Raw genomic sequence first — 19,917 nt, 5'->3', positions numbered from 1 at the left:
ATCCAAGTGGTGTAGAACAAGCAAAGAATAAGCTGTGATGATAAACATCACCACAGCTTATTTGATTAGTATGCGCTTTCGTGAACCGATTGAACTGCTCGGCCAGATGGGTCAATAATTCCCTGCAAACTCACATCCCAAGCTAATGCTTCTGGCGTTGAACATGCGACTGATTTTCCACCAGGTACAGTTTCTGCGGCACTTGGAAGCGGAAAAAGCTCCTCGAAGAAACAACGGTAATAGTAAGCTTCCTTTGTCTCTGGCGTGTTGTATGGGAACTTGAACTTAGCATTGGCCAGTTTTAGGTCATCCACTTTCTCAGCTGCTAGTTCTTTTAAACCATCAATCCAAGAGTAACCGACACCATCACTGAACTGCTCTTTTTGACGCCATGCAACCTCTTTAGGTAACTTGTGCTCGAAAGCTTGACGCAGAATATGCTTTTCAATTTTGCCATCTTTAGACATCTTAGCTTCTGGGTTGATGCGCATGGCAACATCGATAAACTCTTTATCAAGGAAGGGGACACGTGCCTCTAAGCCCCAAGCTGCCATTGCCTTATTCGCACGTAGGCAATCGAACAGATGAAGTTTATCGAGCTTACGCACCAACTCTTCGTGAAATGCCTGTGCATTAGGGGCCTTATGAAAATAAAGGTAACCACCAAATAGCTCATCAGCGCCTTCGCCTGATAACACCATCTTAATGCCCATAGCCTTAATCTTTCTCGCCATTAAGTACATGGGTGTTGCTGCACGTATGGTGGTGACATCATAGGTTTCAAGGTGATAGATCACATCTTTAATCGCATCGATTCCATCTTGAAAAGTAAAGGTGATCTCGTGATGGATAGTGCCTATCGCATCGGCAACTTTTTTAGCTGCAATTAAATCAGGGGCTCCATCGAGGCCTACGGCAAACGAGTGAAGTTGTGGCCACCAAGCATTACTTTCACCATCATCTTCAATACGACGTTTTGCAAAAGTTTGAGTAATTGCTGAGATAACTGATGAATCTAAGCCACCTGAAAGTAGTACGCCATAAGGTACATCAGACATTAATTGACGTTTAACAGCAGCTTCAAGTGCTTCTCTTAGTTCATCAACACTGGCAGGGTTCTCTTTTACTGCATCAAACTCTCTCCAGTCCCGCTGATAATAGCTAACATAGCCATCAGAGCTGCTTTTCTCACTCGTCATAAAGTGACCAGGCTTGAACTCTTCAATGGTTTTACAAACGGGCATCAGGGCTTTCATTTCTGAGGCAATATAGAAGTTGCCTTCGGAATCGAGGCCTGAATACAGTGGGATAATCCCCATATGGTCACGGCCAATCAGGTAGAAATCTTTGGTTTTGTCGTATAATACGAAAGCAAAAATGCCGTTGAGTTTGTCTAAAAATTCGGTGCCATATTCCTGATACAAGGCTAGGATCACTTCACAATCTGAGTTTGTCTGGTAACTGTACTTATCACCCAGTTCAGCCTTAAGCTCTTTATGGTTATAAATCTCGCCGTTAACTGCCAATACAATGTTGCTATCTTGGCTAAATAAAGGTTGTGCGCCATGTTCAATGTCGACAATGGCGAGACGTTCATGGGCCAGAATCGCTTTGTCACAGCTGTAAATACCAGACCAGTCTGGTCCACGATGGCGCATTAACTTAGACATCTCTAGTGCAACCTGGCGCAGAGGTGTTGAGTCTGATTTGATATCTAAAATGGCGAATATTGAACACATAGGCTAGCTCCACAAAACGGTGTAAATCTCAATTGAGTATCACTGTGCCATTAAATGCTGAGTTTGCCAAATGTGGAAATGACAAATCATCGATAAAAACGCCTTTTTTGTGTGGTTAAATCTATTTTTACAAATTACAAATTGAGTAATATATAATTTAATGCGCATTTTGATGTGAAATCTTCTTTTTAATCTTGTTGAGGCGTATATAATTTATCTTTTGATAATCGATAGTTAGTAGTTTGAACAATTGAGAAAAATAGCTATTTTTTTTCAATTATTCATGGTGTGGTTAAAATATAAACGCCCAGCAAGGCTGGGCGTGTTTTGTGGCTAGGTATTACTCATCTGCACTAATTGCTGCTTGAGCTTCTGTTGATTTAGCCGCTCGTAGGCGATGAAATTCGGTTCCTTGGTAGTAACCTGGCCAATCATCACTGTTTGCCAGTGCGTGAGCTGCGTTAAAGTAGACTCCGATATCTTCTAGTGCGCCACTGAGATCCCAATCTTCACGGTATTCGTCACAGGTATTGTGATAACAACCCTTCATTATCAGTTTCATCTTGGCTTTGTATTGGCTAGTGGCCTCATCGATGGGTTGGCTACCGCCTCCAGCGAAGACGGCTGGAATGCCTTTTTGTGCAAAGCTGAAATGATCTGAACGGAAAAAACCACCAGATTCAGGGTGTCTCTCCGCTTTCGCTATACGTTGTAATGGCTCTAATGCCTTAATTAGGTACTCTTCTAGCTCTGACTTACCCTTACCGACAATCGTATAATCGCTTGTTCTGCCATAAATATTGGTGCTGTCGAGATTAAAGACAGCGACGGATTTATCAATAGGGTAGAGCGGATTAGCAGCATAGTAACGAGAACCGAGTAATCCTTGCTCCTCCCCCGTAGTGGCGATAAAAGTGATAGAACGATCGGATGGTTGACCATTTTTGGCCTGTTGGGCGAATTGTCGCGCTATTTCTAGAATCCCGGCAGTACCGGAGGCGTTGTCGAGTGCACCATTATAGATTTTATCGTCGGTTTTACTTTCATCAACACCGATATGATCCCAATGAGCGGAAAAAAGAACGTGTTCATCAGGTGTTTTACTGCCAGCGAGTGTCGCGACAACATTGTAGCTATTGGCGTATTCGGCCTTGTTTGCAAATTGAATATTGGCAGTTTGTTGAAGGGGGTAATTGAGTGAGCCGTTAGCGGCTTTATCCATCAATTCCGGTAATGATAGTCCCGATTGAGTGAACAGTTGTGTTGCGACATCCAAGGTGATCCAACCTTCCACTTGAACACGCTTCGCTTTACTTTGAACCAAGTCTTGTTGTGCCCCCGTCCAGCTATTTTCGACAACAGACCAAGGGTATGAAGCTGGCGCAGTGTCATGGATAATAATCGCGCCTAATGCACCATGATCGCTCGCTTCTTTATATTTGTAGTCCCAGCGCCCGTAATAAGTCATGGCTTTGCCGTTAAACAGGCCTGATTCAGGTTTAGCAAAGCCGGGATCATTGACAAGCATGACAGCAATCTTACCAGTCATATCAATACCTTGATAATCGTCCCAATTGTACTCTGGTGCAGTGATACCATATCCGACGAATACTAAGGGTGCATCTTTAATATTGATGCCGCCGTTATCATGGCGGCTGCCTAGTACAATATCTTTACGATGCTTAAGTTCGATGCCTGCAAAGCTAATTGCTTGTTCTTCATCAGCGGTGTAACTCACCATTGGCACAGCTTGCAAAAAGTCTCCTTTATTTGCACCGCTCAACCCCATCTCTTTGAAGGCCGTTGTTAAGTAGTCTAGGGTGAGCTTTTCACCATGAGTGGTGGGAGCACGCCCTTCAAACTTATCTGAGGAAAGGGTTTTAATATCTTCGCGAAATCGAGCCTCATCGAAGTTAACTTGGGCGCTTTCTTGGGACTGAGTTGGAGTTTGAACGTGTGATTGAGTCTCTGTTGCTTGTTGGCCGCAGGCACTGAGCAGTGCAAGGGCCGATACTGGAAGTAGTGATCGCATGGGGTATCCTATTCTTGTTATTATTGGCTTAGGGTGAAAGAGGTTAATCGACTAATGAGGTATTAGTGATAAATCCAATAGCATAATGGATGCAAAAGGCCCACGTTGACAAGTGGACCAAGGGGTTTAATTCAGTTAAATGTGTTGCTTAATATTGCCAATGTAACCTTGTCTACACGACGTCAATGTCACCGGCACACGCAAAGATATGATTTGGCCTGAACGGCTCGAGCTCAACATCTCTAAGCTGACTGACGCCACTTGTCACGAGTACCGTCTCAAGGCCTGCTTGAAACCCCGCCAGAATATCAGTTTTCATATTATCGCCGATAATGATGGTATTGTCTGAATGACCATCAATATGATTCAGTGCAGAGCGAATGATCCAAGAACTTGGTTTTCCGACATAAAATGGTAGACGACCTGTTATGCGCTCTATGGGGGCACATAGTGCTCCGCAAGCAGGGCTAAAAGATGGGCCATGGGTGTCTGGGTTTGTTGCGATAAATCTAGCACCTTCGGCAACAAACTTAGCGGCTTTATGGATCATCTCCCAGTTGTAAGAGCGAGTTTCACCGACTATCACAAAATCTGGATTAATATCGGTAATAGTAAAGCCGGCTTTGTAAAGCTCATGGGTGAGGGCGCCTTCGCCAATCACATAGGCTTTGTTGCCCGTTTGATGTTTCAGAAAGTCAGCCGTGGCCATCGCTGAGGTGTAAAAACACTCTTCAGGGATCTTAATGCCAGCAGCGCCTAATCTGTTTTGTAGATCTTTACCTGTTTGTACTGGGTAGTTAGTTAAGACAACCAATGGGTTACCTTGTTCAAGCACGCGATGTATAAACTTGTCGCTGCCAGGGATTAATTGGTTGTCATGCAGTAAAACGCCATCGATATCGCAAATAATATTTTTCATTAGTGGCTCTCGGTTTGCGGTTTTGTTTGAAAAAATAGCTATTAAAGCGCTTTGTTTACGTAACTCGTTAATTTCTAGCTTCTATATATAACCCATTTAGGCGGGAGCACAATGGCTTTGTCATAAAACTTAGGCTTAGCGACAAGACACTACAATGAAATGAGGCCGCATTTGAGCTTGGGGATGAAAACGTCAAATCAAGTGCACAAAAAAGACCAGAAGCAGAAGCTACTGGTCTAATAAAACCGTCAACCTATTTCAGGAGAGGACAGGACAGAGTTAGTGCTTAATCTACAGCGTAACCTGCAGCGCCAAGTTCTACGCTATCAAGTACGGCTTTACCATTAAGCATTGCTAGTCTGTTTTGACTGAACCACTTAACGACCAAAGGATATATTGCATGCTCTTGTTCGTTAACACGCAGAGCAAGTATCTCACAAGTGTCTTCTTCATAAACAGGCACTTTAGCCTGAAGAATAACCGGTCCAGAATCGAGCTCAGGTGTCACAAAATGCACGCTAACACCATGTACTTGGTCTTTAGCGTCAATAGCGCGTTGATGAGTATGAAGTCCGGTGTATTTAGGCAGAAGTGAAGGGTGGATGTTGATCATCTTTCCTTCAAAGCCTTGTACAAACTCGTCGCTGAGTATGCGCATAAAACCTGCCAGTACAATAAGATCCGGTTGGTACTTATCGATAGCCAATTTTAGTCTGGCGTCATACTCGACACGAGTTTCGTCTTTATAAGCTATCACACAGCTGGTATCAATCTCACTTTGGTGAGCGCGGATCAGGCCGTAAGCATCGGGTTTGTTACTGATAACACCCACAACATCGGCTTGAAGATTATCATCGCATCCGTCGATAATGGCTTGTAAATTACTGCCATTTCCCGAGATTAAGACTAATACGCGACAGCTAACAGACATTACAGGATCTCCACTTGCTCTTCATTGTCATTGCGATTGGCAATTTCACCAATTAACCAGGCTTTTTCGCCTTCAGCATTTAGCAATGTAAGCGCTGCTTCAACTTTGTCACTTGGAAGGGCGACAACCATGCCGACTCCACAGTTGAATGTACGGTACATCTCAAATTCTGCTATGTTGCCGTTTTCCATTAGCCAGTTGAAGATTGTAGGCCACTTCCATGAATCACCTTGGATAACGGCTTTACAATCATCAGGTAGTACACGTGGGATATTTTCCCAAAATCCACCGCCTGTGATGTGTGCCATTGCATGTATATCTGATTGTTCAATCAGTTTAAGCAGTGACTTAACATAAATTTTTGTAGGCTCTAGTAAGTGATCAATTAAGGCCTTACCTTCAAGCTCTTGCTCTGGATCTGCGCCACTGACTTCTAGTACCTTACGGATAAGAGAAAAGCCATTTGAATGTGGTCCGCTAGCACCAAGTGCGATAAGGGAGTCACCGGCAACCACTTTAGTGCCATCGATAATGTCAGCTTTTTCGACGACGCCAACACAGAAGCCAGCTAAGTCGTAGTCATCGCCTTCATACATGCCAGGCATTTCAGCAGTTTCGCCACCGATTAAGGCGCAGCCAGATTGTACACAACCCTCTGCAATACCTTTAACGACAGCCGTCGCCGCATCAACGTCTAGTTTGCCAGTGGCATAGTAGTCGAGGAAGAAAAGTGGCTCAGCACCAGAGACGATTAAATCGTTAGAGCACATAGCAACAAGGTCAATTCCGACCGTGTCGTGCTTTTTATAGTCAATGGCTAATCTCAACTTAGTACCAACACCATCGGTGCCAGAAACCAGAACTGGGTGTTTGTACTTAGTTGGCAACTCACACAGAGCACCAAATCCACCTAAATTGCCCATAACTTCTGGACGGTGGGTACGTTTCACGGCAGTCTTAATATTATCAACAAGTGCATTTCCGGCGTCGATATCAACACCTGCATCTTTATAGCTTAGTTGGGTAGGAGTGCTCACGAAGATCCTCTCGGGTACAGAATAGTTATTGGATTTTATGCGGCGCTATTCTAACAGCTTGTGTCATCACTCGAAAGGGGGAGAATGAAGATATAAGACCTGACATAGGTCACGATTTATTGGGTTTTTAAAACTTTATGTTTTCCATTGCGGACAAATACACTAAAATCTTCTGAATTTGCTTGTTGAAATGTAAAAAATCAGGAGAAGAAGATGAAAGTTGTCGAAGTTAAACATCCTTTAGTTCGTCATAAAATCGGGTTAATGCGTGAAGGTGATATCAGCACTAAACGTTTTCGTGAACTGGCTGCAGAGGTGGGTAGTCTTCTAACTTATGAAGCAACCGCTGATTTTGAAACTGAAACAGTGACCATCGAAGGTTGGAACGGCCCTGTTGAAGTAGAGCAGATTAAAGGTAAGAAGGTCACGGTTGTGCCTATTCTTCGTGCTGGTCTTGGTATGATGGATGGTGTGTTAGAGCATATTCCAAGTGCGCGTATTTCGGTTGTGGGCATGTACCGCGACGAAGAAACACTCGAGCCTGTTCCTTATTTTGAAAAGCTTGCCAGTGATATGCCTTCTCGTATCGCCTTGGTTGTCGATCCTATGTTGGCGACAGGTGGGTCAATGATCTCCACTATCGATCTGTTAAAAGCCCGTGGTTGCACTTCGATTAAAGCCCTTGTGTTAGTGGCTGCACCAGAAGGTGTTACGGCGCTTGAGAAAGCTCATCCAGATATCGAACTTTACACCGCATCTATCGATGATTGCCTGAACGAGCAAGGTTATATCCTTCCTGGTCTTGGTGATGCAGGCGATAAAATCTTCGGCACTAAATAATTTTTTTAGTTAATCCCGTTAAGTAAAAAAGGAGCCAAATGGCTCCTTTTTTGTTTTTATGATTTCTGATTAGCTCGCAGACTAAAGCACCATCGCGGCAATCCAACCAAACACTAACAGTGGAATGTTGTAGTGAATAAAAGTCGGAATCACACTGTCTTTCATATGATCATGCTGACCATCGGCATTAAGACCCGCAGTTGGACCTAAGGTTGATTCGGAGGCGGGTGAGCCTGCATCTCCAAGTGCGGCAGCGGTGCCTACCAGCGCAATGGTTGCTTCAATAGAGAAGCCGAAACTCATCGCCAAAGGAACATAAATCGCGGCAATAATAGGGATGGTTGAAAATGATGAACCAATTCCCATCGTGATAAGTAAACCCACCAGTAACATTAAGAAGGCGGCCAGTGCCTTATTGTCACCAATGGCACTGTTCATTATCTCAACCAAGCTAGCGACATCGCCAGTTCCCTTGATCACGGCGGCAAAGCCAGCAGCAGATATCATGATAAAGCCGATATTGGCCATCATGCGTACGCCTTGGTTGAAGATATCTTGATCCGCAACATGCTTAAGTGCGCCAGAAAAGCTAAAGACGATAAAACCGACCAGAGCACCGAAAATCATTGAACCTGTGTACAGCTGTACCACTAAGGTCGCGACAACGGCGATAAGGGCAATGGCGATATTACGTGGTTTAACGCCTTCTTCAGGCTCTGTCGCCAAGATGAGTTCTTCTTTGTATTCGCGAGGTTTACGGTAGCTGATAAATATGGCGACCAATAAGCCAAAAAACATGCCTAACGCAGGGATCAACATGGCTGGAGCAACTTGCTCTCTAACTGCAAGCAGATTGTTGCTATTTAAGTTAGTTAGCAAGATGTCGTACAAAAAGATGCCACCAAATCCGACGGGTAACACCATATAGGTGGTCACGAGTCCAAAGGTGAGCACACAGGCAACTAAACGACGATCCATTTTTAGCTTAGACATTACATGTAAAAGCGGGGGGATTAGAATAGGGATAAAAGCAATATGGATCGGCAAAATATTCTGTGAGGCGATAGCCATTGATAGAATCGTTAACAGTAAAATCCAACGCACTCGTTTGTTGTTAGTGCTGTTTTGTTCTTTACCTAATAAACCGATAACCTTGCTTGATATGAGCGTCGTAAGACCTGAATGCGACAAAGCCACCGCAAAGGCGCCGAGTAAGGCATAGCTTAGCGCTATCTGTGCGCCTCCTCCAAGACCAGTGTTAAAGGCTTCGACCGTTTGATGGAGATCCAATCCCCCAATAAGTCCAGCTACTAATGCAGAGATGGTAAGTGCGACGACGACATTTACCCTCGCTAAACTGAGGCCCAACATCAGGCAAACCGAGATAACAACAGCGTTCATATCTATATTTTCTTTTCTACGCGTTAGATTGGCGGTTATTTTTGCTTAGCAGACGTGGATTTGTCCAGTAAAGAGCACATTTTTCTGCTTAAATCGGTAAGTTGTTAACTCTCTGTGGTGATAAATAAGCATGAACTGTAAATAACAGCGCTTTTGTTAAGGTTATTAAGGCTACAAAAGCACCGTAAAGAGGAATATTTAGTAAAAGGCGTGTTATTGACTTGTGCAGGAGTAAACAGTGCCTATAATGCGATAAGATTTAAATGAAAAACAGTTTTTCAATCCATAGATGGAGATATAAAATGAGCGTATTAGTAGGCCGTCCGGCACCTGACTTCACTGCTGCAGCTGTTCTGGCTAATGGCGAAATCGTTGATAGCTTTAACCTTTCTGAAGCAATTCAAGGCAAGCCAACGGTAGTTTTTTTCTACCCACTTGATTTTACTTTCGTATGCCCATCTGAGCTAATTGCTTTCGATCACCGTATCGAAGAGTTCAAGAAGCGTGGCGTTGAAGTGATTGGTGTGTCTATCGATTCACAGTTCACTCACAATGCATGGCGTAACACTCCTGTCGCTCAAGGCGGGATTGGTCCAGTTCAGTACACATTGGTTGCTGACGTTAAGCATGAAATCTGTAAAGCATACGATGTTGAGCATCCAGAAGCGGGTGTTGCTTTCCGTGGTTCTTTCCTAATCGACAAAGAAGGTCAAGTTCGTCACCAAGTTGTGAACGATCTTCCACTAGGTCGTAACGTTGATGAAATGCTACGTATGATCGATGCACTTCAATTCCACGAAGAGCACGGTGACGTTTGCCCAGCTGGTTGGGAAAAAGGCGACAAAGGTATGGATGCAAGTCCAGAAGGTGTTGCTTCTTACCTAAATGATAATGCTGACGCTCTATAATTTTCAATAATTAATAGTTGTTCAAGCATAAAAAAAGCTGCGTTTATCGCAGCTTTTTTGTGTCCGTAATTTAATAAAATCTGCTAGTTAAGCTTCTTCACTACTGTTGTCTTCAGTACTCTCGTCATCAACAGCCAACGGCCATCCGCCCAGTGCTTTCCAACGGTTAACTATTAGGCAAAATAGCTCTGCTGTGCGTTCAGTGTCGTACAATGCTGAGTGAGCCTCATTATTATCAAAGGGGATCCCGGCAATTGAACAGGCCTTAGCTAATACTGTATGACCAAGTGCAAGGCCCGACAGTGCCGCAGTATCAAACGTGGCGAAGGGGTGGAAAGGTGAGCGTTTAAGGGCACAGCGTTCGATAGCCTGAGTCACAAAACCATGATCGAAAGCGGCATTATGGGCAACAATAATGCTTCGATGACAGCCAACGGCTTTTTGAGCCTTTTTGACCTCTTTAAAGATCTCCAGAAAAGCCTCTTTCTCACTGATAGCTCCGCGCAATGGATTCGTGGGATCGATGCCTGTGAATGCTAACGCTTCAGGTTCCAGATTCGCGCCTTCAAAAGGTTCGATGTTAAAATGTAAAGTCTTGTCTAAACTTAGGATACCTTCATCATCCATCTTGAGCATGGTGACGGCGATTTCAAGCAACGCATCAGTCTGGGCATTGAAACCCGCTGTTTCAACATCAATGACAACGGGGAAGTAGCCTCGAAAACGGTTACTTAATTTATTAGCGTCGCAAATTTCGCTCATTAACATGTCCAAATAGTTAGCAGGTCGCTATTATGAGGCAACGAGTGAATGCTGTCATGTTTGATTGGTTGTTTTATAAGCTAAAGGTATGTAAAAATGTGCCGATAGGCTAAGTAATAGAATAAATATGAGTACTTTGTATGTGGCTAAGAGTATTACTAGTGTTAACGGTGTTTCTGCCTCTCACGGCGAGTGCAGAATTGCGTCACTATGTTGCCTCGTTGGATCAATCCCAATGGGAGCTAAGTGGTAATACGCCTATTATGTGTCGTCTCGAACATGACATTCCGGCCTATGGTAAAGCCGTCTTTACCAGCGAAGCAGGCAAAGATCACAACCTCATTTTTAACTTAGACATGTGGGTTAAACCGGATCAAGTGACCCAAGCCAAATTGATGAGTCTAGCGCCCGCTTGGCGTCCTGGGATTCTCTCTAAAGAGATCACAGAGCTTACCTATCAGAAATATTTCAGTGGCGAAGTCCCACGAAATGCTGCTTGGTCTATGCTCGCCGAACTAGAACAAGGAATGCAGCCAACCTTCTATTATGCCGATTGGTATAACCGCAGCAATAAAATTGCCGTTGGTCTGTCAGCGGTCAACTTCAATCGAAAATACAGTGAGTTTAAATCCTGTTTATCTGGCCTGTTACCCTATAGTTTTGATGATATTGCGTTTACTGTGTTGACCTATGAATTTGGTGGTAAAGAGCTTACTCGCTATGCCAAAGCACAGATTGCTAAAGTACAAGAGTATCTTTCCTATGATCCTGATGTCGAGTTAGTGTTAATTGATGCTTATACTGACAGTTATGGTGGTCGTTCTATTAACCAAAAAATATCAGACGAACGAGCAGATTCCGTTAAAGAGTTCTTTATCTCTGCAGGAATAACCAAAGATCGTATCCATACGGTAGGGCACGGTGAACGTAATCATGTTGCATCTAATGACACGATAGATGAACGTGCGCGAAACAGGCGTGTGGTTATAAGGATTAGTAAAGCGATGTAAAGCCACTCACGTTTTATAGAGATTAGCCTAGCTTAAATAGCTGGGCTTTTTTATGGGCGGAGAAAATTGGGATAAGAAATTTTAGGCAAAAAAAAGCCCGCTTAATTTTTTAAGCAGGCCGCAAAAAATAAATTGCAATCAACAAATTGAAGGAAGGAAGTCAAGCTTAAGAACCAGGGAATAAATTCACGTGTAAGACACGGGAATTATGAGTTCTTGTTTCCATATCCGCGAAGCAGATACTTCCTGAAAACGTGGTCATTATAGGGCGGGGAAGGGAAGTCGACAAACGAGAAAAATTGCACTTAGTCATTAGAATATATAATCTATAAAGGTGTGATCTTGATCCGGTAATGCAATTTAAATGGCTATTTATGCTTGATTAAGCAAGTTGCATGCATATATTTACAGTTAGATTAAGTAGGCCATGTTACGGAGTTATTAATCTTTTATACCCAACAACCACTAGGCGTGCAGTCTTTCTTTCGTTGCCATGTATATTTTAGATTGTATAGTAGCTGCGAAAAGATCATTTAATCATTGGACTTTACTCCAAAATAATAAATATAACGAAACAACTACAATGGTGGAAAGATGAAATTGAAATCAATTCTGACAAAGCAGCAACTATTAGCCGCTGGATTATCTGTGTTAGTGATGGGCTGCCAAACTAAGGGAGTAGAGGGCTCTTCGGCTGCGATGGCCATTGCGGGTGACACGATAGAAACACTCCATGGTGTAGAGGTCGCAGATCCTTATCGTTTCTTAGAAGTAGAATCAGCTGATACTAAAAAATGGGTCAAGGCGCAGCAGATAAGTGGTCAAGCATACTTGGCTGGTATTGATAACAAGCAAGCGATTGTCGACCGAATTACTGAACTGTGGGATTACGAAAAAGTGTCCGCACCTTTCGAGCATGGTGATAATACTTTTTACTATCGAAATAATGGCCTGCAGGCCCAATCTGTTTTATACGTGAGAGGTGAAGCGGGTGTAGAAAAGGCGGTGTTAGATCCAAATTTATTATCCAGTGACGGTACCGTTGCACTATCAAGTGTTGCCGTTAGCGGTGATGGTAAAACCTTAGCGTATGGTACTTCAAATTCAGGATCTGATTGGCAACAGTGGCAGTTTGTTGATGTTGATACCGGGAGTCCATTAAACGATGAGCTTAAATGGATAAAATTCTCCAGTGCGGTTTGGGACCATGATAATAAAGGTGTCTTTTACGCACGCTATGATGCGCCTGCTGGAGGAAATTTACTTGCCGATGTGAACTTTAACCAGAAAGTTTATTATCACAAAATAGGGACGCCACAGAGTCAGGATACCTTGGTCTATGATCGTCCTCAGAATAAGGACTGGGGTTTTGGCATCGAAGTGACAGAAAAAGGGGATTACCTTTTGTTGTCAATTTCACAAGGCACCGATAGCCGTAACCGTTTCTTTTATAAATCTCTTGAGCAAAATGCTGATGTGGTTGAACTCATCATTGATTTGGAAGCTGAATACAGTTTCCTAGGCAATGATAAATCGGTTTTCTACTTTAAAACCGATTTAGCGGCACCTAATGGCAGAGTGATCGCCATCGATGTTAATAATAGCGATAAACAAAACTGGGTAACCATTATACCTGAGAGCGTTGACCCTATTAGCAATGTTGCCATTATAAATGACCATTTTGTGATTAGTTCTCTACATGATGTCCTTGGAAAACTGTCTATTTACAATATGAAGGGTGAATTGACAGAAGATGTTGTTCTGCCTGGAAAAGGAAAAGTTGCAGGTCCCTATGGTAAACGCAGTAAAGATTATTTTTACTATGTCTTTAATAGTTATGTACAGCCGCAAACAACTTATAAGTTTGACTTTAAGACGGGTAAATCAAGCCTGTTTACCGAACCAAAGATCTCCTTTGACCCCAATGATTATGTGTCAGAACAAGTCTTTTACAACAGTAAAGATGGCACGCGTATTCCGATGATGATCGTTTATAAAAAAGGATTAAAGAAAAACGGTGCAAACCCTACGCTACTATATGCCTATGGCGGTTTTGCTATTTCGTTAACACCAAAGTTTAGTCCGGCGAATATTGCCTGGATGGATCTCGGTGGTGTGTATGCTGTACCAAACTTGCGAGGCGGGGCTGAATACGGTGAAAGTTGGCATCAAGCGGGTATGTTCGATAAAAAACAAAATGTATTTGATGACTATTATGCAGCTGCAGAATATTTACTTGAGCATAAATATACAAATACGAGCAAGTTAGGGGCATATGGCCGTAGTAATGGCGGCTTATTGATGGGAGCAACATTAACCCAACGACCTGAGTTGTTTGCTGCAGTATTACCTGCTGTAGGTGTTCTGGACATGCTTCGTTTCCAAAAGTTTACCATAGGTTGGGCATGGACAAGTGAGTATGGTAATGCTGATATTGCGGAACAATTTCCTGCTCTCATGGCGTACTCACCGTATCACAATGTGACGGCACGTGAGTATCCAGCGACGATGGTGATGACAGCTGATCATGACGATCGGGTTGTGCCACTGCATAGTTTTAAATTTGGTGCGATGCTGCAGGCTAAACAACGGGGAAATGCGCCTGTTATTATGCGCATTGAATCAAATGCCGGCCATGGAGCAGGTAAGCCGACGTCGATGAAGATCGATGAGTTTGCCGATATTTACACCTTTTTGTTTGACAGTTTTGGTTTAAAGATCCCAGCTAAGATTAACTAATCTTAAAGTGAAACTTTCTACTGATTGAAAGAGACGCCTTAGCGTCTCTTTTTTATGAACAAATATTTATGTTCAATAGTGTTCTCATGATGCTGAGAAGCATTCACAATTGCACCGTCTCTAGGTATAGTAGGCCTCTTTTATCTCAATGATTGGCGCCTAAATTTTATGTTTCGTTGGCCTATTTCTGTCTATTACGAAGATACCGATGCGGGTGGTGTTGTTTATCATTCAAATTATCTTAATTTTTTTGAGCGCGCCCGAACTGAGTGGTTAAAAGCAATTGGTGTTAAGCAAACAGCGCTGTTGGCTGAAGATATTGCTTTTGTTGTGAAGAAGGCTGAACTCGATTTTTGTCGTGCAGCTCGCTTTGAGCAGGACCTTTTTGTTGAATCCCTTGTCATAGACATGAAGAAGGCGTCGCTGACATTTCAGCAGCGTTTAGTTGATCACCAAGGTGTCGTGTATTGTGAAGGCAAGATATTAGTCGCTTGTATTACCTTGTCACGAATGAAACCTAGAGCTATTCCCCATAATATTGTTCAGGAGTTAAAAAGTGGAAGCTGATATTTCATTTATTGGATTGTTTTTACAGGCAAGTTTATTAGTTAAGTTTGTAATGCTGACCTTGCTCAGTTTATCAATTGTTTCATGGGCGGTGATCATTCAGCGTCGTCGACTATTGAACACTGCCAGACAAAATGCCCTTAAGTTCGAAGATAAGTTTTGGTCTGGTGTTGACCTCAATAAATTGTACAAAGAGCTATCAGCTAGACAAGACAGTAATACTGGATTAGAAACACTGTTTCATACCGGCTTTAAAGAATATGCCAGATTAAGTAAGTTAAATAACAAAGTGCCCGATGCTGTGATGGATGGCAGTTACCGAGCAATGAGGGTGTCCCTTTCAAGAGAGATGGAAAAGTTGGAAACCCATCTCCCCTTGTTAGCGACCATTGGTTCTACCAGTCCCTACATCGGTCTGTTTGGTACAGTATGGGGGATCATGAATTCATTTATCGCCCTTGGCGCAGTTGAAAATGCCACATTAGCAATGGTCGCTCCTGGTATTGCTGAGGCACTTATCGCAACAGCGATGGGCTTGTTTGCCGCTATTCCTGCCGTTATTGCCTATAATCGCTTCACAACACAAGTCGATAAGATTGAGATGTCGTACGCGAACTTTATGGAGGAGTTCTCGAGCATCTTACATCGTCAAGCTTACAGCGAAAAGGAAGAGGCATAATGCAGCAGGGTTATCAGCGTAAACGCCGGCGTCCGGTGGCTGAGATCAATGTCGTTCCCTATATCGATGTTATGTTGGTGCTGTTGATCATCTTTATGGTGACTGCACCAATTGTAACTCAAGGGGTAAAAGTTGATCTTCCACAAGCACAATCTGAAGCCTTAGCCGCAGACAGTAAGCCGCCTGTCGTCGCCTCAATTGATGCCGATGGGAATTATTTTCTAGACGTAGGCAGTTCGAGTGCTCGTGAGACATTAGATCTTGAAGAGATTGCTATACGTGTTGGTGCAATCATACAGCTTGAACCAGAACGTCCTGTCGTGGTTAAAGCCGATAGAAGTATTGCCTATGAAAAGGTGATCCAGCTAATGGTGACGTTGCAAGGTGCAGGTGTGCCTTCAGTGGGTTTGATGACTGATACACCTGAGGAGTAGACGGTGGCAATAAGATCGGATTTTACATTTCCTTTAGCTATTTCAGCTGGCATTCATATAGGCGTGATAATTATTCTTATCATGGGTGTCGATTTTGCAGAGAAACCTAAACCGCAAGTGCAAGCAAGTTCGCCTGCTGTTCAGGCTGTAGTAGTAGACCAAAAAAAGGTCGCACAACATGTTGAGCGCTTGAAAGCCGAAAAGAGAGAGGCCGAGCGTAAAGAAAAAAGCAGACAAGATGAGCTAGAACGTAAAGCAAAGCAGGCTCGTCAAGAGCGTGAGAATGAGCAAGCTCAAATTAAAAAGCTTGAACAGCAACGTAAACAAAAAGAGCTTGAGACTAAAAACGCCAATGCAGCGGCGAAAGTAGCGCAACAACAAGAGAAACAAGCCAAAGAGCTAGCTAAAAAAGCGGAAGCTGAACGTAAACAGAAAGAAAGCGAGCGTAAAGCGTCAGAGGCAGCGGCTAAAAAGGCGGCCGAAAAGCGTAAGCAGGAAGAGGCTGCAGCGAAGAAAGCCGCTGATGAGCGTAAACGTAAGGCCGATGCTGAACGTAAACGTCAAGCTGAAGAGGAGGCACGCAGACAGCAAGAACAGATGATGCAAGATGCACTGGCTGCTGAGCAAGCATCGTTATCGCAGACGCGTAATAAGCAGGTTACATCTGAAGTGCAACGTTTTACCAGTATGATCATCGCGACAATTTCTCGTAATGTTCAACAAGAGGAATCAATGCGAGGAAAGAGTTGTACAGTATGGGTTAGACTAGCCAAAGATGGATTTGTCACATCGAGTAGAATCGTGGATGGTGATCCTATTTTATGTCGAGCAACTCAAACCGCTATACAGAAAATACAGCGCTTACCTATATCTACTGAACCAGATGTTTATGACAAATTAAAAGAACTAAACATTATTTATAGACCGGAATTTAATTAAAGGAATCCTATGAAGACTTTGGGAAAATGGCTCTTTCTAGGGCTGGTAGTGATGAGCATGCCAGCAAGAGCTGCATTGGATATCGTGATCACAGAAGGGGTGGATGCGGCGCGTCCTATTGCTGTGATCCCATTTGTTTGGCAAGGACAAGGGCCTATGCCTCAGCAGATCTCTGATGTTGTCATGTCTGATTTGGCTCGCAGTGGTACGTTTAAACCGTTAGATGAATTGAGCCTGCCTCAGACCAATATCAGTAAGGTGTCTCAGTTCGTGGCAAAAGACTGGTCAAATGTAGGAGCTGAAGCTGTGGTTATGGGCTCGGTTAAGCCTTACGGTGACGATCAATACCTGGTGAAGTTTGAGCTGGTGGATTTGGTTAAGGCACAGATGCAGTCTAATGCTGGGCCGCAGTCAAGCAATGAATACTTACTAGATAGCCGTGAAACCGTGGTATCTTTAGCTCAATTTCGTCAATACGGTCACAGGATCAGCGACATTGTTTACGAGAAACTGACCGGAACTCGTGGTGCCTTCTTGACGCGTATTGCTTACGTAGTAGTAAAGCATGGCGAGAAATCACCCTACCACTTAATGATTTCCGATTATGATGGCCACAATGAAAAGATGTTACTGCGCTCTCCTGAGCCTTTGATGTCTCCTTCTTGGTCGCCAGACGGCAGTAAGCTTGCTTATGTGAGTTTTGAAAATAAGAAAGCTGAAGTTTTTATTCAAAATATCTATACACAATCTCGCGCTAAAATTACTAGCTATGATGGCATCAACGGTGCGCCCGTTTTTTCACCTGATGGTAAAAAGTTAGCTTTGACGCTTTCTAAAGATGGTCAGCCTGAGATCTATGTAGTCGATATCGAGACCAAGGCATTAAAGCGTGTTACTAATCACTATGCTATCGATACAGAAGCGTCTTGGTTTAAAGATGGCAAGTCGCTTATCTTTACCTCCGAACGTGGTGGTCGTCCGCAAATCTATAAGGTGACATTGTCATCTGGTAAAGTGGAAAGATTGACCTTTGAAGGTGAGTGGAACCTAGGTGGTTCAGTGTCACCTGATGGGCGAAGCATGATATTTGTCAATCGTACTAATGGTAAATTTAATATTGCGAGAATGGATCTCGAGACTCGCTTTATGCAAGTGTTAACGTCTACTCGTCTCGATGAATCACCAAGTGTTGCACCAAACGGCACGATGGTTATTTACGGGACGACTTATCAAGGAAAGCAAGTTTTAGCAGCAGTTTCAACGGATGGACGATTTAAGGCCAGACTGCCTGCAGGACAAGGAGAGGTTAAGTCACCCTCTTGGTCACCATTTCTATAATTATTTTAACGATAAAGAAAATTAAGGATTTAACAATGGATCTCAATAAGCTGTTTAAAGCCATGTTGGTTGCAATTCCTATGATGGCGATTAGTGCTTGTAGCTCAACTTCAGATTCTGAAACTGATGCGACTAGCTCTAATTCCAGCACTAACTCAGGAAGTGAACTTGCGACTGGCGGTGTAGAAACAGGTGGCGTTGCACCAGTACTTACTCCAGCTGAGCAGCAGCGCATCAAGTATCAAGAACTGCGTAAAGAGCACATTATCTATTTCGATTTCGATCGCAGTTCAGTGTCGGCACAATTTGCAGAAGTACTACAAGCACATGGCGAGTACCTTATTGAGCACCCGAATGTACGCGTAATGATTGAAGGTCACGCCGATGAGCGTGGAACACCTGAGTACAACATCGCGTTAGGTGAGAGACGTGCAAAAGCTGTGGCTAAGTTTCTACAAGGTATGGGCGTGTTACCAAGCCAAATGAGTATTGTCAGTTACGGTGAAGAAAAGCCGTTAGATATGACACGTACCGATGATGGTTTTGCGGTTAATCGTAGAGCGGTATTGGTTTACTAATCTTGTAAGTAAAAGAGTGTAGGTAAGATTGATGATGAAAAATGCCGTATTAAGTGCGGCAATTCTTCTCAGTATAGGTGCAGCTACTGCTGCACCAGCACCGGTTTCTGATATATCCGGTGGGTCAACAGATGAGAGAGTTGCACGTTTAGAAAGGATATTAAAAGCCAAGCAGCAATCTGAATTTCAGACTCAACAGCAGCTTGAGACTTTACAGCAAGAAGTGTTAGACCTTCGAGGTCTTACTGAGCAGCAGAACTATCAGATTGAACAGATGTTACAACGTCAACGTCAGCTTTATGACGATATTGCGAATCTCTCAGTAAAACCGGCGCAAGTTGCCGTGGCTTCTTCGACATCGACTTCAGGCTCAGCTTCGTCAACATTAAGTGAAACCGCTAGCTATGAGCGTGCGCTTAATTTAGTGCTTAAGCAAAAGAAGTATGATGAAGCGATCCCAGCTTTTAGTGCATTTACTAAAAACTATCCCAATTCAACCTACTCAGCGAATGCGAATTATTGGCTAGGCCAGCTTTTATATAATAAAGGTGAGTTTAATTCAGCCAAAGAAGCATTTAACACTGTTGTTGAAAGTTTTAAAGAATCGAATAAACGCGGAGATAGTTTAGTTAAGCTGGGAATGATAGCTGAAAAGACTGGAAATGCAGGATCTGCGAAAACTTATTATCAGAGAGTGTTAAAAGAGTACGCGAACAGCGCAGCGGCAAGGATAGCTAAGCAGCAGTTGAATGCTCTTTAATCTGATTTGAAACGAAAAACATACTCCTAGTCTGTTTTTCATTCAAACAACAAGAAATAGATAAAATGCACTTGCATGCGAAGATGAAAAAGGTATTATAGGCGCCCTCAGAGCGGCAGAGTCGCTTGAGGCGCTAAGTTAGTGTTCTTTAGGACGTAACTAGTGAGTTGTTCTTCGGAACAAAGATGGGCCGTTAGCTCAGTCGGTAGAGCAGTTGGCTTTTAACCAATTGGTCGAAGGTTCGAATCCTTCACGGCCCACCACTTTTTCTGAAAGTGGGTTTACTTTCAAAGTAGATGAATTC

At 43.3% G+C, this 19,917-nt stretch carries 18 protein-coding genes and 1 tRNA gene; 12 read left to right on the top strand and 7 right to left on the bottom strand.

What is annotated here, in order from left to right; translation table 11 throughout:
- Positions 1 to 65: 65 nt before the first annotated feature.
- From asnB to purM, 5 genes are all read right to left on the bottom strand, one after another.
- The gene (gene asnB / locus FN961_RS23990) at positions 66 to 1,739 is read right to left on the bottom strand and encodes an asparagine synthase B (RefSeq protein WP_144042676.1); all 1,674 of its coding nucleotides are present in this window, start codon (positions 1,737 to 1,739) and stop codon (positions 66 to 68) included.
- A 340-nt stretch (positions 1,740 to 2,079) separates the two neighbouring features.
- Positions 2,080 to 3,771, bottom strand: a complete 1,692-nt coding sequence (locus FN961_RS23985; RefSeq protein ID WP_144042675.1) for a M28 family metallopeptidase — start codon at positions 3,769 to 3,771, stop codon at positions 2,080 to 2,082.
- A 172-nt stretch (positions 3,772 to 3,943) separates the two neighbouring features.
- Positions 3,944 to 4,690, bottom strand: coding sequence for an HAD-IIA family hydrolase (locus tag FN961_RS23980; protein ID WP_144042674.1), 747 nt, complete (start codon positions 4,688 to 4,690; stop codon positions 3,944 to 3,946).
- A gap of 286 nt (positions 4,691 to 4,976) precedes the next feature.
- Positions 4,977 to 5,621, bottom strand: a complete 645-nt coding sequence (purN, locus tag FN961_RS23970) for a phosphoribosylglycinamide formyltransferase (protein WP_144042673.1) — start codon at positions 5,619 to 5,621, stop codon at positions 4,977 to 4,979.
- The gene (gene purM, locus FN961_RS23965; protein WP_144042672.1) at positions 5,621 to 6,658 is read right to left on the bottom strand and encodes a phosphoribosylformylglycinamidine cyclo-ligase; all 1,038 of its coding nucleotides are present in this window, start codon (positions 6,656 to 6,658) and stop codon (positions 5,621 to 5,623) included. Before purM ends, purN begins: the two co-directional genes overlap by 1 nt.
- 213 nt (positions 6,659 to 6,871) lie before the next feature.
- Between purM and upp the strand changes: the two genes are divergently transcribed.
- Complete coding sequence (gene upp / locus FN961_RS23960) at positions 6,872 to 7,498, top strand: uracil phosphoribosyltransferase (RefSeq protein WP_144042671.1); 627 nt, start codon at positions 6,872 to 6,874, stop codon at positions 7,496 to 7,498.
- 81 nt (positions 7,499 to 7,579) lie between these two features.
- Here the strand turns inward: upp and FN961_RS23955 are convergent, their stop codons facing one another.
- On the bottom strand, positions 7,580 to 8,899 hold the full coding sequence (locus tag FN961_RS23955) for a Na+/H+ antiporter family protein (RefSeq protein WP_144042670.1): 1,320 nt from the start codon (positions 8,897 to 8,899) through the stop codon (positions 7,580 to 7,582).
- A gap of 302 nt (positions 8,900 to 9,201) precedes the next feature.
- Here FN961_RS23955 and FN961_RS23950 point away from each other — a divergent pair, with 302 nt between their 5' ends.
- Positions 9,202 to 9,807, top strand: a complete 606-nt coding sequence (locus tag FN961_RS23950) for a peroxiredoxin C (protein ID WP_144042669.1) — start codon at positions 9,202 to 9,204, stop codon at positions 9,805 to 9,807.
- 87 nt (positions 9,808 to 9,894) lie between these two features.
- Here the strand turns inward: FN961_RS23950 and rnt are convergent, their stop codons facing one another.
- The gene (gene rnt / locus FN961_RS23945; RefSeq protein ID WP_144042668.1) at positions 9,895 to 10,569 is read right to left on the bottom strand and encodes a ribonuclease T; all 675 of its coding nucleotides are present in this window, start codon (positions 10,567 to 10,569) and stop codon (positions 9,895 to 9,897) included.
- 140 nt (positions 10,570 to 10,709) lie between these two features.
- Between rnt and FN961_RS23940 the strand changes: the two genes are divergently transcribed.
- The 10 genes from FN961_RS23940 to FN961_RS23895 all read left to right on the top strand — a co-directional run bounded on the left by FN961_RS23940 (position 10,710) and on the right by FN961_RS23895 (position 19,876).
- Entirely contained in the window at positions 10,710 to 11,579 is an 870-nt protein-coding gene (locus FN961_RS23940) for a flagellar protein MotY (RefSeq protein ID WP_144042667.1), read from the top strand.
- 699 nt (positions 11,580 to 12,278) lie between these two features.
- A complete protein-coding gene (locus tag FN961_RS23935) occupies positions 12,279 to 14,318 on the top strand; it encodes a prolyl oligopeptidase family serine peptidase (RefSeq protein WP_373293488.1) in 2,040 nt (679 codons plus the stop codon).
- 168 nt (positions 14,319 to 14,486) lie between these two features.
- A complete protein-coding gene (gene ybgC / locus FN961_RS23930; RefSeq protein WP_144042665.1) occupies positions 14,487 to 14,885 on the top strand; it encodes a tol-pal system-associated acyl-CoA thioesterase in 399 nt (132 codons plus the stop codon).
- Positions 14,875 to 15,564 carry a protein TolQ gene (gene tolQ, locus FN961_RS23925; protein WP_144042664.1) on the top strand — a complete coding sequence of 230 codons (690 nt, stop codon included), beginning with the start codon at positions 14,875 to 14,877 and terminating at the stop codon, positions 15,562 to 15,564. Before ybgC ends, tolQ begins: the two co-directional genes overlap by 11 nt.
- Entirely contained in the window at positions 15,564 to 15,998 is a 435-nt protein-coding gene (tolR, locus tag FN961_RS23920; RefSeq protein ID WP_144042663.1) for a protein TolR, read from the top strand. The genes tolQ and tolR overlap by 1 nt, the downstream gene beginning before the upstream one ends.
- A gap of 3 nt (positions 15,999 to 16,001) precedes the next feature.
- Positions 16,002 to 16,937 carry a cell envelope integrity protein TolA gene (tolA, locus tag FN961_RS23915; protein WP_144042662.1) on the top strand — a complete coding sequence of 312 codons (936 nt, stop codon included), beginning with the start codon at positions 16,002 to 16,004 and terminating at the stop codon, positions 16,935 to 16,937.
- A 9-nt stretch (positions 16,938 to 16,946) separates the two neighbouring features.
- On the top strand, positions 16,947 to 18,275 hold the full coding sequence (gene tolB / locus FN961_RS23910) for a Tol-Pal system beta propeller repeat protein TolB (RefSeq protein ID WP_144042661.1): 1,329 nt from the start codon (positions 16,947 to 16,949) through the stop codon (positions 18,273 to 18,275).
- Positions 18,276 to 18,310: 35 nt separating this feature from the next.
- Positions 18,311 to 18,853 carry a peptidoglycan-associated lipoprotein Pal gene (pal, locus tag FN961_RS23905; RefSeq protein ID WP_144042660.1) on the top strand — a complete coding sequence of 181 codons (543 nt, stop codon included), beginning with the start codon at positions 18,311 to 18,313 and terminating at the stop codon, positions 18,851 to 18,853.
- 34 nt (positions 18,854 to 18,887) lie between these two features.
- A complete protein-coding gene (gene ybgF / locus FN961_RS23900) occupies positions 18,888 to 19,613 on the top strand; it encodes a tol-pal system protein YbgF (RefSeq protein WP_144042691.1) in 726 nt (241 codons plus the stop codon).
- Between the two features lie 187 nt (positions 19,614 to 19,800).
- Positions 19,801 to 19,876 (top strand) — tRNA-Lys (locus FN961_RS23895).
- Positions 19,877 to 19,917 lie beyond the last annotated feature (41 nt).

The organism is Shewanella hanedai, from assembly GCF_007197645.1.
GTDB lineage: Bacteria > Pseudomonadota > Gammaproteobacteria > Enterobacterales > Shewanellaceae > Shewanella > Shewanella hanedai.
The sequence above is the reverse complement of the archived record's forward strand: the minus strand, read 5'-3'. Positions and strand labels throughout refer to the sequence as shown.